The sequence below is a fragment of the Ascidiimonas aurantiaca genome (assembly GCF_037646345.1).
GTDB classification, from domain to species: Bacteria; Bacteroidota; Bacteroidia; order Flavobacteriales; family Flavobacteriaceae; genus Ascidiimonas; species Ascidiimonas aurantiaca.
On the sequence record NZ_JBBEWR010000012.1, the window covers coordinates 12514 to 27170 of the forward strand.

A 14657-nucleotide genomic window follows, 5' to 3' on the forward strand; every position below is an offset into this window, starting at 1 on the left:
TTATAAAGCCTGCAGCTTATCTCTCAGTGTATCTGCATATTCTTTAACTACATTCCTATCAAAATATGGTTCGTTTGTAATTCGGCCCAAAAAAGGTACTTTGCCCATTTTTGCAATAATACTTTCTGTGGTGGGATGTTCATCTCCACTAAAAAGAACTACAGGTTCGATACCGGCATCCTGAAGATATTTAAGAGTAAGCAAGGTATGGTTAATACTACCCAGGTAATGTCTGGAAACCACAATCACTCTGTAATCCGGTTGTATAATATCCATAATGGTATGCTCACTATTAAGAGGTACTAAAAGCCCTCCGGCGCCTTCTATCACTAAATGGTTTTTGGTTACCGGTTCTTTAATTGCAGGCAATGCAATGGTAACTCCATCAATTTCGGCAGCAGCATGCGGACTCATGGGTGTATGCAAGGCGTAACTGTTAGGGTGTATTACGGTTTTGGGGTTAGATATAAGCTTTTTAACTTTTATAGAGTCAGAATTGTCAAGATCTCCCGCCTGTACCGGTTTCCAATAATCTGCTTGGAGTGCCTCGGTAATAATAGCAGAAGCAATGGTTTTACCCACGTCGGTAGAGATTCCGGTTACAAATATCTTTTTCACGCTTTTATTTTTTTTGTGCAAAAGTAGCCAACAGTTTTAAAACCTCCTTCATTTCATTTTCTGTATTATAACTATGAATACAAAATCGCAATCGTTCTTTTCCTTCGGGAACCGTAGGTGCCAGAATAGGTTTCACTTCATACCCCCGGCCTCTCATTAATGAAGAAAGCTCTTTAACCTGTGAATTGCCAGGTACAACCGCTGAATAAATAGCGGAATTGCCCGGGATGAAAAGGTGTTCTAAACCATAATGTTCTATTTGATGTTTAAAAAAAAGAATATTTTGTCTTAATTTTTCAAAAGGCGCCGGAGTGGTATTAAAATAATTTACGGCACATAAAAAGGAAGCCAGTGCATGTGGAGGTAATGCCGTAGTGTATATAAGACTCCTGGCAAAGTTTACCAAATAATGTTTTAAAGATCCTGAACCCAATACGGCTGCCCCATGGCACCCTAATGCTTTACCAAATGTTACCAGTACCGCAAATACATAATCTTGTAACTTTAAATCATACACTAACCCTTTACCTTGTTTCCCAATTACTCCAATGGCATGTGCCTCATCTACTACCAGAAATAAATTATTATCACTGCAAAAATGACAAAGTTCTTTTAGATCGGGACTATCACCGTCCATTGAGAATACAGATTCGGTAACTACATATATGTTTGCCCCTTGCGGGAGGCTTACTGCTTCTATTTTTTCACGAAGGTTGGTTATGCTATTATGAAGATACTTATATCCTCTGGCATGGCTCATAGCTATACCGTCTCGTATAGAAGCATGTACGTACTCATCGTACAATATGATATCACCTCTTTGTGGCACCGAGGCAAAAAAACCTATATTGGCATCATAACCTGAGTTGAAAATAAGGGCTTCTTCTACCTCAAAAAAGCTGCTAAGGGTACATTCGGCAATTTTATAGAGTTTATGATTTCCTGTTAATAGCCTGGAGCCGCCAGCTCCATTTTCAACGATATTTTTTTCTTTTAAATAGCGGTGTGAATTATTAAAAATAACAGATGAACGGGCAAAGCCCAAGTAATCATTTGATGAAAAATCAATGAAAGCTTCAGGTTCACTTAAATACCGAAGGGAGCCTTCATTTTTTCTCAAATCCAGCTTTTGCTGTAACTTTTCAGGAAACCGCCTCATAGAACAAATGTACCACAAGATTTCTGTTTTTAAATGGTATATTAGAGAGCAAATTAAAGTTGTATGAGATCGTTATTTACCTTAGTATTCTTTTTTCTAATTACGCAGATAATCCAAAGCCAGGATAGCAGGTACACTATTTCGTTTGAAAATGCTGTTCACCACGAAGGAGAGGTACGTGCCAGTTTCCATAATCTGGAAAGCCGGGACGTATCTTTACGAATGAGCCGGACTTCTCCCGGCAGGTATGCCCTTCATGAATTTGCCAAAAACGTTTATAACCTTACAGTTACAGATGGGAATGGTAATCTTTTAGAAGTTACCAGGCCAGATCCTTATCAATGGGTAGTAACCGGGCACAACGGCACTATTCATGTGTCATATACCATTTATGCAAATCATGCGGACGGCACTTATGCCCAAATTGATGAAACACATGCTCACTTAAATATTCCGGCCACCTTTATCTTTGTTCCTGAACTGCGATATCGACCGGTGAAGGTAAACTTTAAGGCAAGAGAGGATCTTAACTGGAAAGTGGCCACACAGCTTAAACTTATGAAAGATGGATCGTTTTATGCGCCAAATCTGGATTATTTTATGGATAGTCCTACGGAATTAAGTGACCATTCTGTAAGGTCTTTTAAAGTAAATTCCGGAGGAAAAGAATATGAGATACGTTTTGTATTACACCACGAAGGCACTGAAACGGAGTTTGATACGTATTTTGAAAAAGTAAAAGCTATTGTTAAAGAACAAAAAGCAGTATTTGGTGAACTTCCAGAGTTTGATTATGGCACTTACACTTTTCTTGCATGTTACTTACCGCATGTGGCGGGTGACGGCATGGAGCACAGGAACTCTACTGTACTCACCAATACGCGAAGCCTTGCCAAAGGGGGTATGGAGCAAAATATAGGTACCGTATCTCATGAGTTTTTTCATGCATGGAATGTAGAACGTATTCGCCCGAAATCTTTAGAGCCCTTTGATTATCAAGCAGCAGATATGTCTGGTGCTTTATGGTTTGCCGAAGGCTTTACGAGTTATTATACCTCGTTAATACTTTGCCGGGCCGGACTTATAACCCCTGAGCAATACATTGAAGGGCTTAGCGGCACGTTTAACTATGTCTGGAACTCTCCTGCCCGTAAATATTTTAACCCGATACAAAAGAGCTATCAGGCGCCTTTCGTAGATGCGGCCAGATCTGTTGATGATGTAAATCGTGAAAATACTTTTATTTCTTACTATTCTTATGGAAGTATGTTAGGGCTTGCCTTGGATCTGGAATTACGCAACCTCAATGAAAAGTATTCACTTGACGGGTATATGCAAAAAGTTTGGCAGGCCTATGGAAAAACTGAAATACCTTATACACTTAGTGATCTCCAAAAGACCCTGAATACCTATACGACCAGTGATTTTGGTGATTACTTTTTTGACAATTACATCTATAAAAGTAATATGCCTGATTTTTCAAAGCTCTTTACATCGATGGGAGTAATGCTAAAGAAAAAATCTCAAAATGCCTATACGGGTATGGTAACGAGGCTTAGTAACGGGAAAGTAATTGTTTCAAGAAACGTAAAAGCCAATACGCCTGCATACCGTGCCGGACTTGAAAAAGGAGATGCTATTCTTGCCATAAATGAAAAACCGGTTTTAGACACAAACAGCCTGAGAGAGATCACAGAGGGGTTTGTTCCCGGCAATACGATTACTATAGATTTTGAGCGTTTTGGAAAACTCAGGAGAGCTACGCTATTGTTGGAAAAAGATCCTACATATCAAATTCAACTTTTTGAAAAAGAAGATAAAGCTCTGTCTGATAGTAATCTAAGGAGAAGAAAAGCATGGCTTTCTCCTAAAAGCTAAAAATATATCAAACTAAAAAACGCCAGGCATTGCCTGGCGTTTTTTTATCTTTAAGAAAAAGCGATCAGTCTGCTAAAACGATCACTTTATTATCTCTCATTTCTATGGTACCACTGTTAATAGGTAACAGAGTTTGATTGGTGTCTTGGGTAAACCTGGAAGCAACTTCTTTATGTAGTTGTATATCTCCATAAATCTTTACAGTGCCTTTTCCTAAAATAGATACTATAGGAGCGTGACCGTTAAGCATTTGGAATTCACCATTTACACCAGGTACTGCTACCGAATCTACTTCTCCGCTAAAAAGGGTTGCTTCTGGGGTTACTATTTCTAAAAACATATAATTTTCAATAAATTAAAACCAACCTGTTATGCTTCTGCAAGCATTTTCTCACCGGCTTCTATAGCCTCTTCGATAGTACCTTTTAAGTTAAAGGCTGCCTCAGGAAGCCTATCCAGTTCCCCATCCATAATCATATTAAAGCCTTTAATGGTATCTTTAATATCTACGAGTACTCCAGGGATACCTGTAAACTGTTCTGCCACATGAAAAGGCTGTGAAAGGAAACGCTGCACTCTTCTTGCTCTTCCCACTGCCAGTTTATCTTCTTCTGATAATTCTTCCATACCTAGAATAGCAATTATATCCTGAAGCTCTTTATAACGCTGTAGCAGCTCTTTTACACGTTGTGCACATTCGTAATGCTCTTTTCCAAGAATTTCGGGAGTAAGTATCCTTGAGGTAGAATCTAACGGATCTACTGCAGGATAGATACCAAGCTCGGAAATTTTACGCGAAAGTACAGTCGTTGCATCAAGGTGGGCAAAGGTAGTGGCTGGAGCAGGGTCTGTAAGGTCATCTGCGGGCACATAAACTGCCTGTACGGAAGTAATGGAACCTTTTTTAGTTGAAGTGATTCGCTCCTGCATGGCTCCCATTTCTGTTGCCAGTGTAGGCTGGTAACCTACGGCAGAAGGCATACGGCCTAAAAGCGCAGATACTTCTGAACCTGCCTGAGTGAAACGGAAAATATTATCAACGAAGAAAAGTACGTCTTTTCCCTGTCCGTCACCGGCTCCGTCACGAAAATACTCAGCTATGGTAAGCCCTGAGAGTGCTACACGTGCACGTGCTCCGGGAGGCTCGTTCATCTGTCCGAAAACAAAGGTTGCTTTGGATTCTTTCATAGATTCTTTATCTACTTTTGAAAGATCCCAGCCGCCTTCTTCCATAGAGTGCATAAAATCATCTCCGTATTTAATAATACCTGATTCTAACATTTCACGAAGCAGGTCATTTCCTTCACGGGTTCTTTCACCTACCCCTGCAAACACTGACAATCCTCCGTGTCCTTTGGCAATATTATTAATAAGTTCCTGTATCAATACTGTTTTACCTACGCCTGCACCACCAAACAATCCGATCTTACCTCCTTTTGCGTAGGGCTCAATAAGGTCAATTACTTTAATCCCGGTAAACAATACTTCAGCAGAAGTTGACAGGTCTTCAAACTTAGGAGCTTGCCGGTGAATAGGAAGCCCGTTAGCACCATCTTTGGGAAGATCACCAAGACCATCAATTGCATCTCCGATCACATTGAACAAGCGGCCATATATATCTTCGCCAATAGGCATCTGAATAGCATTTCCGGTAGCAGTTACTTCTACTCCTCTGCTCAACCCATCGGTAGAGTCCATTGAAATGGCTCTAACAGTATCTTCACCAATGTGCGACTGTACTTCCAATACTAACTTGGAACCGTCAGGTTTCACTATTTCCATGGAGTCATAAATTCTTGGAAGTTCTGCACCTGAAGAGAATGCTACATCCACAACAGGACCTATAATCTGTGCAACTTTACCTGTAACTTTAGACATTACTTAAGTATTTAATTTTTAGCTTAATGACTGCAACAAAAACGATTTGCGAAAATGCGGCAAAACTGTTGTTTTTTTGCGGTGCAAAGATATGTTTTTATCTTTAATTTTAAAGTTCTTTTGATCTTTTTTTTGAACTTAAAAAGGCGGGTCGAATATGATATTCGACCCACCTTTTTAAATTATATTTTCTATATGTTTATGGCAGTACTGCCGGATAAAGCGGATTAAAATCTGCTGCTTTAACCATTGGCAAATTTGAACCATAGGTATCGTTAATAGCTTTCATGAATTGATTGGCTATAAATGCGTATCCTCTGGCTGAGGGGTGCACGCCATCTAATGAAAAAGCGCCTCCAAAAACCAGTTGGTTCCTCAAGAAGAACTCATCAAAAGGCAATCCTGTATCAGCTATTTGCTGCAACAACCCGTTGGCATCTACAAAAGCAAGACCGTTTTGCTGCGCTACTGATGCAATGGTAGCATTATACTGATCTACAGCCACCCGAATTTCGGCTTCTTCTTCGGGCAACAGAACATCTTCATCACCTAATGGAAAGGTAACTCCAATAGTATTAAAAGGAGCAGGTACGCCTTCTTGTTCTTCCCCTATATCGGCAGATGCAGGCAGCAGTACAAGATCATTAGGTGTAGCATGTCTGGACTGGCCATATAACGATGCCATTAAAGCGGCCTGTTGCGCAGGGACACCTTCATTTTGAAGGGCTGCATTTAGCTGGGCAGAAAAATCGGTTAAATTTTCATCGCGAATAAGTAAAGGATTGGATTCGGTTGATGATAAAAGGTTGAAGCGATCTCCTTGTCCCAGAGCGGTCATAATCTGGATAACAGGTCCTATAAGTTGCTGATTGAGCTGTCCTGCCGTAGCAGCATCCAGAGGTACCGGATTGTAAGGAACGGTTGTAAAAAACGGGATTGAGGTTACGTAAGGAATGTTTGCTACTACCCCTTTGGCATCATTAGCGGTAAGTAATTGAACATAACCTGCGTAAACCTGAGCGAATACCGTTGGGTCTGTAATATCATTAGGCCCGTATGAAGTTGGGTCTGGGTTACCGGTCTGGTCGGTTCCTGTTCCTCCGGAAGTAGCATAAGACAGTACATCATTATTACCTATCCACAAGGAAAAGAAAGTAGGGTTTTGTGCTAGTGCATCACCAATAACACTGGCGGTTGACGAAGATGCAAATCTGGCAAAATACGGATTTGCTGCGCCACTTTCTACACCTGCTAAATTACCATAACCCTCTGCACCAAGGTGAAAGCTTTTTGCTCCGGGTACTCCCATATTATTGAAGGAACCGGAAAGAGAACTGCTTAAATCTGTGGTAGGATTGCCGGGTAATCTTGCCGGGCCTGAACCATTGAAAAATAAACGGTTTTCAAGTATTTGCATGGTTCCCAAAAGTACACCCCCCAGGTTATCATTCATTAATGGCTGGGTAAAAGTACCCCCTCCGGCAAGCGCAAACTGCGTTGCCAGAATATTAGGTGTTGAATTTTGCTGGCCGGCAATAAAGAGTGCTCCATCTGTAAAACCTGCAGTTAACGAGTTCCCCAAAGAAACATACGTTGTAAAGTCAGCTGTCCCTGAAGTTATTTCAACTTCGGTCACGATTTCGTTATCATCATCAGACTCACAGGCTATCAAGCCTAAAAAGGCAATAAATAACCATCTGTAACTTTTATTCATCATTTTTAACGTATTAATTTATACTGTTAGTTATGTCTAAGCTATTAATTATTGATGGTAAGCGATATATAATACTGCGAACCTAAATTACCGGTACCAAAAGCAGTAAAATATTCATCCCCTCCAATGTTAGTAGCACCCGCTTTAATGATTGATTTCAAGCTGGGTATTCTATAGTTTACCTGAGCATCTACCACAGAGAAAGAGGGTACATCCCCATCAGCAAAAGTAGCCTGCCAGAAGAAACTATCACTCCATCTGTAACTTACTTTAAAACCGAAGTTTTTAAACAAATCTGTATTGCCAATACTGGCTTTTACTTTGTGCTTGGGAGTGTTGAAACTGGTCCTGAAATCAGGTGCAGAAGCCTGATCAAAATACTGTTCTGCAAAGGTATAGTTGGCCTCAAGGTCAAATGTCTCAAATATTTTCGCACTTATTCCAATGGTGGCACCAAATGATTCTACGTTAGCATCAGAGTTGGTATAGGTTTGATAGGCTTTGAAGTCTCCCTGCTGTAAAGCTAAAAGAGAAAGGCTGTTATCTCCTACGGTACCGTACAAAGGCACAATAACGGTTTCATTTGCAATGAAGTTGTTGTAAATATTATAGTAGGTACTAAAATCTATGATTATTTTTCCTACCTGTCCACGGTATCCTATTTCAAAAGATTGTACTTCTTCCGGATCAACGATATCTACATCTGAAACTTCCGGAGTACCCCGCTGAACTGAGTTGAATGAGAAAGAGTTTTCATAGGCAGCTCTACCGGTAATGGTAGCCGTAGGGCTTCCTCCGTTAGCGGCTACATTATTTACATTAAAGGTTCTAACATCTCTGTCGAGGTTTTCCTCGGCCGAACCTACTAAAATAGCTCTACCAACATCCAGTCCAATAAAAAGATCTTGTGTGGTTGGGTTACGGAAACCGGTTTGATAAGAAGCTCTCAGATTATGATTTCTTTGATCACCCAATGTATATCCAAAAGAAACTCTGGGTGAAAAGTTACCATCAAATAATTGTGATTTATCGTAACGAACAGATCCTGTGAATTTGGCGCGGTCATCGGCAAATTTTTTCTGTATCTGGGTGTAGGCGCCTACTTCTGAATAAACAATAGGGCCATCGAAATCGGTAAAAATAGTCCCGAAAGAGTTTAATTTATACTCTCTGAAAGAACCTCCTACCTGGATATCTGCAAAATTCTCGGTGAGGTGGCTAAAGTTATAATTTACATCTACGTGACGTAACTGCGAAGCATCTTTAAATTGAGATCCTGTGGCAAGGTCGGGGTCTGTGGTTACTTCGTTAAATGCCTGTTGAAATTCGGGTGTTCCGGGAATTAGTCTTCCCGTATCAGCCGCTGCCCTTGCTGCTGCATGCGCCTGTTCGGCCGAAGCACCTCCCAGGGTAGCCTGTATAAAAGCTCCTGCATACTGCCCGAACCATTGTTGATCTGATTTCCACTTCCGGTTAATATTAATACCGGTAAATCTCATGTCATAAGAATCTCCGGCATTTTCATCGGTAATATAACCTCTTACGAAGAAGTTATCATTTTTAAATTCCAGTTTGTGCTGTTGTAAAAAGAAGTTTTTAATATTATATCGGTTAGCTCCCTGATAAAGTGTGGTTCCTCTACCAACCTTTCCATTGTATATGATCTCAAAGTCATCGGCAAAAGGCCTGTAATGTAAGGCAAAATCTGCTTTTACGCTTTCTGAATTATAGTTGGTGAGGTCTCTCTCTGCATAACCGGTTCGGCTAACGTCTTCCGCGGGAAGTAAATTGGAAGATCCTGCCGGAATAAGGCCTGCGGCCTCCAGATTCTCACCCACCCCTCTAATGTTCGTATTCACTTCATCACCATAAATATTGAGTCCGTCGTAGTTAGGATCTTCACGAGTATTTCCTGGATTTAAAACATCTATTTCGCTTACGGCAAACCAGTCGGTACCACGTAAATATGAAAAGTTGGCCTTAGCCGCGAATTTTTCTGAAAACTTATGGGCAAAACGAACTCCCAGATCCCAGAATTCATTATCACCGGCTGCCTCCTGAGAAGTAAGACCTGTTTTAACATAGGTGCTCACCCCCTGAAAATCAAAAGGGCTCTTACTGGTCATAAACAAAATACCATTAAAGGCATTTGCTCCGTACAGTGCAGAAGAGGCTCCCGGTAAAAGCTCTACGCTGTTCACATCCAGCTCGGTCATCCCTAAAAGGTTACCTAACACAAAATTAAGAGCGGGTGCAGAATTGTCCATCCCGTCAACCAATTGTACAAAACGGGTGTTGGCAAATGTGGCAAAACCCCGGGTGTTAATGGATTTAAAGGTTAAACTGTTGGTATTGATATCTACACCTTTTAGATTTTCAAGGCCATCATAAAAATCAACCGAAGAGGTATTTTTTATTTCGCGTAAACCAAAACGCTCTACGGATACCGGCGACTCAAAAATTCGCTCGGGAGTTCGCGAAGCAGATACCACGATTTCATCAAGCATAGTTTCTTCTTCTGAGAGGGTAACAATCACATTCTGGTTATTGGTGGTAATACTAACCGTAGCTTTGGTATAGCCTATACTGGAAACAGTTAGTGTAAACGGAGGTATCTCTGAAGTTCTCAAAGTGAAATTACCGTCAAAATCTGTAACTGCCCCCACAGTAAGGCCGGTAATCACAACATTTGCTCCCGGAACTGGCTGATTATTAGTGTCTATGACCTTACCTGTAATGGTTGTCTGTGCATAAGAGAAAAAACCCAAAAGCACGACAAATACAAAAAATCTAGTTCTCATCATCTTAATTGATTAGTAATTTGATGGGAACAATATACAGAATTTTACGAATCGTTTAAAGGCAATACCAAAAAAATATAAGAAATGTAATTATTCTACGGTAACGGATTTTGCAAGATTTCTGGGCTGATCCACATTACATCCTCTCATAACTGCAATATGATATGACATTAACTGTAAGGGAACTGTTGTAAGTAAAGGAGTTAGCGATTCCAGTGTTTCAGGCACTTCAATTACATGGTCTGCCAGATCTTTAATGATCTTGTCTCCTTCGGTAACTATGGCGATAATTTTTCCTTTTCGCGACTTTATCTCCTGTACGTTACTCACAATCTTGTCATAATGCCCTTTTTTGGTTGCGATTACCACCACAGGCATTTCTTCATCTATGAGTGCTATGGGCCCGTGTTTCATCTCTGCGGCAGGGTACCCTTCAGCATGTATATAGGAGATCTCTTTGAGTTTTAAGGCACCTTCAAGGGCAACGGGGAAGTTGTACCCTCTTCCCAGATAAAGGAAGTTTCTTACATCTTTGTAAATAGGAGCTATTTTTTTAATATATGCGTCCAGCTCCAGAACTTTTTCAACTTTAGACGGAATGGCATCCAGACCTGAAAGGAATTCGTGTATTTGAGATTTAGACAGGGTTCCTTTGGACTGAGCCAGTTTAAGTGCCATTAGTACCAGCACGGTAATTTGTGTGGTAAATGCTTTGGTAGAAGCTACACCTATCTCCGGGCCTGCATGGGTATATGCGCCGGTATGCGTTTCTCTGGCAATAGAAGATCCTACCACATTACAAACACCAAACACAAAGGCTCCTTTTTCTTTAGCCAGTTTTATGGCAGCAAGTGTATCTGCCGTTTCACCGGACTGGGAAATGGCTATAAGTATATCTTTTTCTCCAATAACGGGGTTACGATACCTGAACTCTGATGCATACTCTACTTCGACAGGAATACGTGCCAGATCTTCAAAAATATATTCGGCTACCAGCCCGGCATGCCAGGAAGTTCCGCAGGCCGCAATGATAATGCGGTTGGCATTCAGGAATTTCTCAAGATGATCATCCATTCCTGCCATTTTGATAATTCCCTTATTCGTAATAAAACGCCCCCGGAAAGTATCTTTTATAGCGCTTGGCTGCTCATAAATCTCTTTTAACATGAAATGATCAAAACCTCCCTTTTCAATCTGCTCAAGATTTAGTTTTAACTCCTGAACATACGGATCTACAAGAGAATCATCTTTGATCTTTCTTACCTTTACCTGTCTGCCACGTCTTACAATAGCCATTTCTTCATCTTCTAGGTAAATGGCATTGTTGGTAAACTCTATAAAAGGGGAGGCATCGGAAGCAATAAAAAATTCGTTTTCTCCTACTCCAATGGCAAGAGGGCTTCCTAATCTGGCCACTATAATTTCATCTGGCTTTGCTTTGTCAAATACGGCTATAGCGTATGCTCCCACTACCTGATTAAGGGCTACCTGAACTGCTTTTCCTAACTTAACCTTTTCGCTTTTCTTAACGTCTTCAATAAGGTTTACCAGTACTTCTGTATCGGTATCAGATTTGAAAACGTATCCTCGTTTTGTAAGCTCCTTTTTTAAAGGCTCATAGTTTTCTATAATCCCGTTGTGAATGATTACGAGATCTCCGGAATTGGAATAATGCGGATGTGAATTCACATCGTTAGGCTCCCCGTGAGTAGCCCAGCGCGTATGTCCAATACCCAGGTTCCCATTAAGTTGTATTTCGCTCTGTGCTTTTGTTTCCAGGTCCTTAACTTTTCCCTTGGTTTTTGACAACTGTATGGAAGACCCATCATAAAGTGCAATACCTGCACTGTCATAGCCCCTGTACTCCAGTCTTTGCAAACCCTTAATTATTACGGGGTATGCATCACGATAACCTATATATCCTACAATTCCACACATGGTTTAACCGGTTTATTTTGGTTCGGTGTAATAAATTTCAAGTTTAAGCTTATTATCTTCATCTTCCGGGCTTTCTACTTTACTCCCAAAAAGTACGGTTCCAAAAGGGTTTATAAAAGACGCCTGAGGTAATAATAACTCTTCGTTCCCATTCTTAGCAGTTGAGAGTGTAGGCAAATTGATATTTGAAGTAACTACTAGCCCCAAAGCCACATTAGTAGAATCTTTTCTTAAAACATTATTAACATGTTCAGTAAGGCGTATTTTATACCGTAATCCATCGCCATCATCTGTTCTTTCCAAGATACCGCCATAGGTGGTTCTGGAGGTTACCGGATTTTGGTCCTGAGTCAGATCAAACTGATAATCCAATAGTACTCTATTATCATTCAGGTTGTATAAGTAGAGCCTGAAAGGCTCTGGAATACCTCCTGCATTTTCAATGGCGGTCCTATCTACATTAAAAACAAGGTTTGCCTCATTAATAAGCCAGTTATTAGCCCTTACTTCTTCAAGAATAGGACCCTTTGACTCATTATCAAAAAGCCTGATCTCTGCATAATTACCGGCACCTCCTTTAAGATAAATTCGGGAGGATTCCTGAGAGGTGTCCACCGGGAAGGGCTCATTATCAAACAGATTAATTATATTCCCTGCAAGATTTAAAACGAAACTGGCGTCTTCTTCTCTTACGATTTCGTCATCACCGGGATCAGCAGTTCCTTTGGTATCTACGGTATCAAAATCATAACGTACATCTATACTGGCTCCTGTAAAATCAAACAACATCAAAAGGTTTTCTGTGTGACCGTATGTAGAAATTATAAATCCTCTGAGAAATTCCCTGAAGTTGTTATTATTGTCTAGCTGGGTTTTCCCTTCCATATCTATAAGGTTCTCCTGAAAGAACTGAGGGTCCAGTTCTATCCGCAATCGAGGACCTAAACGAGCACGTACGGTTTGCGATTCATCTTCATCGGTATTGGGATCATCATCATTGAAAAACAATACTTCTGAATCACTTATCTCGTAACTGCCATCAAAAACATTCGCTCCCTGAAAAGCAGAGAAATCCATGTCTGAAAAGTATTCCTGCGGAGTTTCGAAATTGTTATTGGGATCCAGATCTCTCAGGAAAAATGTAAGCTGATCTACCCTAATATTAAAATTACTTTCAATATTACCGTAAATAGAATCCAACTCAAATCTGCGAGCAAATGAATTTACAGCAGTATTGTTATCATCGGCATCACCAATTCCGTCACCATCAGTATCCGGATCTAATGGGTTGATACCCAGCCTGGTCTCTTCAATATCTGTAAGACCATCATTGTCACTGTCACTTTCAGGATCATCGGGATCTGCATCGAGACGATCTATAACTCCGTCGCCATCTCTATCATTGAGCACACTGTTTTCTGTAAAATAAGGAATATTTAAAAATACACGAGTCACCTCTTCATTTTCTTCAATGGTAAGCGGGTCAGAGTCAGCCGCGTTGGCATCTTCTACATCCTGACGCAAACGCCCAAAAAACGGGTTTCCTGTAGATAGTGTAACCTGACTCACAATAGATGCTGAACTTCTACCAAAAATATTATTATTGAAAGTTCCTAGCTGATATACCGGAAGCCGGTCTGTTCGAACTGAATTGACACTTCGATTATAGCTATACACTTTAAAAACCTCTTTGTTGGTTTCAAAATTACCTCCGCCAATAATATCTGTTCCAATTTCATTAAACTCTTCGTCGCAGGACGAAAGTACTATTAAGAGTGACATTACCCACAATAGCCTAGTAAATGTTTTCATCATTGCTTTCATTACAAATTACAGGGTTACACCAATACCTTGTCATGGTAAAACTGATCGTAGGCTTCTTCGAATTCGTAAATAGAAATATACGGAAGCACGGGCTTGTCTAATGCATCGATATATTCTTTTAAATCTTCCGGTATGGTTTCTGCCGCCACAACTACGGCATCTGAATTATTTACGGCTACCTTTAATAAACTGGAATAATCAGGGTTTTCCAAAGGTATTATATCCTCATCAGAAAGACCATCAAATTTTACCTTGTTCATCATCTGTTTGTCGAGAGTACCTTCAAAATCCTTGCCATACACTGAAGTTACTATTTTACTCTCTGCAAACAAAGGCTCATCTGCATAATATTTTTTAAGATACAAAGGCACAAGCGACGCCATCCAGCCATGAACATGTATAATATCCGGAGACCAGTTTAGTTTTTTGACGGTTTCAACTACCCCCTTAGCAAAGAAAATAGCTCTTTCATCATTGTCAGGGAACAATTTACCTTCTTCATCCGAGAAAGTGGCTTTTCTTTTGAAATACTCTTCGTTGTCAATAAAGTACACCTGTATTCTTTCTTTAGGAATTGAGGCTACTTTAATTATTAGTGGCATATCCATGTCATTTACCACCAGATTCATTCCAGACAAACGTATTACTTCGTGTAATTGATGCCTTCTTTCATTAATATTCCCGAACCTGGGCATGAAAATTCGTATCTGTCCGCCTCTGTCGTTTACCATTCTGGGACTTTCATATGCCATTAATGAAACTTCATTTTCAGGCAAATACGGTACCATTTCAGATGCGACAAATAACACTTTCTTATCCGTCATAAAAATTTTATGTTTTATTCACT

The 14657-nt window shown here is 40.3% G+C and carries 10 protein-coding genes; 1 reads left to right on the forward strand and 9 read right to left on the reverse strand.

Annotated features, from left to right (window positions below; translation table 11 throughout):
• Entirely contained in the window at positions 1-618 is a 618-nt protein-coding gene (gene bioD, locus WAO84_RS12635) for a dethiobiotin synthase (protein WP_340066211.1), read from the reverse strand.
• A 4-nt stretch (positions 619-622) separates the two neighbouring features.
• Positions 623-1777, reverse strand: coding sequence for an aminotransferase class I/II-fold pyridoxal phosphate-dependent enzyme (locus WAO84_RS12640; protein WP_340066212.1), 1155 nt, complete (start codon positions 1775-1777; stop codon positions 623-625).
• Between the two features lie 63 nt (positions 1778-1840).
• On the opposite strand from WAO84_RS12640, the gene WAO84_RS12645 reads away from it, so the two are divergent.
• Positions 1841-3655 (forward strand): M61 family metallopeptidase, encoded by a 1815-nt coding sequence (locus WAO84_RS12645; protein WP_340066213.1) that lies wholly within the window; start codon positions 1841-1843, stop codon positions 3653-3655.
• Between the two features lie 64 nt (positions 3656-3719).
• On the opposite strand, the gene WAO84_RS12650 is transcribed toward WAO84_RS12645, so the two are convergent.
• The 7 genes from WAO84_RS12650 to WAO84_RS12680 all read right to left on the reverse strand — a co-directional run bounded on the left by WAO84_RS12650 (position 3720) and on the right by WAO84_RS12680 (position 14634).
• Positions 3720-3995 carry a F0F1 ATP synthase subunit delta/epsilon gene (locus tag WAO84_RS12650; RefSeq protein ID WP_340066215.1) on the reverse strand — a complete coding sequence of 92 codons (276 nt, stop codon included), beginning with the start codon at positions 3993-3995 and terminating at the stop codon, positions 3720-3722.
• 29 nt (positions 3996-4024) lie between these two features.
• Positions 4025-5533: a F0F1 ATP synthase subunit beta gene (gene atpD, locus WAO84_RS12655; RefSeq protein ID WP_340066217.1), complete on the reverse strand. Its 1509-nt coding sequence runs from the start codon at positions 5531-5533 to the stop codon at positions 4025-4027.
• Between the two features lie 199 nt (positions 5534-5732).
• Positions 5733-7250: an SGNH/GDSL hydrolase family protein gene (locus tag WAO84_RS12660; RefSeq protein WP_340066218.1), complete on the reverse strand. Its 1518-nt coding sequence runs from the start codon at positions 7248-7250 to the stop codon at positions 5733-5735.
• Positions 7251-7291: 41 nt separating this feature from the next.
• Entirely contained in the window at positions 7292-10048 is a 2757-nt protein-coding gene (locus WAO84_RS12665; protein ID WP_340066368.1) for a TonB-dependent receptor, read from the reverse strand.
• Between the two features lie 90 nt (positions 10049-10138).
• On the reverse strand, positions 10139-11986 hold the full coding sequence (gene glmS / locus WAO84_RS12670; RefSeq protein WP_340066219.1) for a glutamine--fructose-6-phosphate transaminase (isomerizing): 1848 nt from the start codon (positions 11984-11986) through the stop codon (positions 10139-10141).
• 12 nt (positions 11987-11998) lie between these two features.
• Positions 11999-13801, reverse strand: a complete 1803-nt coding sequence (locus WAO84_RS12675; RefSeq protein ID WP_340066221.1) for a DUF4270 domain-containing protein — start codon at positions 13799-13801, stop codon at positions 11999-12001.
• A gap of 23 nt (positions 13802-13824) precedes the next feature.
• The gene (locus WAO84_RS12680) at positions 13825-14634 is read right to left on the reverse strand and encodes a glycogen/starch synthase (RefSeq protein WP_340066222.1); all 810 of its coding nucleotides are present in this window, start codon (positions 14632-14634) and stop codon (positions 13825-13827) included.
• Between the last annotated feature and the right edge of the window lie 23 nt (positions 14635-14657).

Bases quoted from the DNA above. Each gene is read 5' to 3' on its own strand.
- WAO84_RS12640 (WP_340066212.1), bottom strand. From the start codon at position 1,777: ATGAGGCGGTTTCCTGAAAAGTTACAGCAAAAGCTGGATTTGAGAAAA.
- WAO84_RS12645 (WP_340066213.1), top strand. From the start codon at position 1,841: ATGAGATCGTTATTTACCTTAGTATTCTTTTTTCTAATTACGCAGATA.
- WAO84_RS12650 (WP_340066215.1), bottom strand. From the start codon at position 3,995: ATGTTTTTAGAAATAGTAACCCCAGAAGCAACCCTTTTTAGCGGAGAA.
- atpD (WP_340066217.1), bottom strand. From the start codon at position 5,533: ATGTCTAAAGTTACAGGTAAAGTTGCACAGATTATAGGTCCTGTTGTG.
- WAO84_RS12660 (WP_340066218.1), bottom strand. From the start codon at position 7,250: ATGATGAATAAAAGTTACAGATGGTTATTTATTGCCTTTTTAGGCTTG.
- WAO84_RS12665 (WP_340066368.1), bottom strand. From the start codon at position 10,048: ATGAGAACTAGATTTTTTGTATTTGTCGTGCTTTTGGGTTTTTTCTCT.
- glmS (WP_340066219.1), bottom strand. From the start codon at position 11,986: ATGTGTGGAATTGTAGGATATATAGGTTATCGTGATGCATACCCCGTA.
- WAO84_RS12675 (WP_340066221.1), bottom strand. From the start codon at position 13,801: ATGATGAAAACATTTACTAGGCTATTGTGGGTAATGTCACTCTTAATA.
- WAO84_RS12680 (WP_340066222.1), bottom strand. From the start codon at position 14,634: ATGACGGATAAGAAAGTGTTATTTGTCGCATCTGAAATGGTACCGTAT.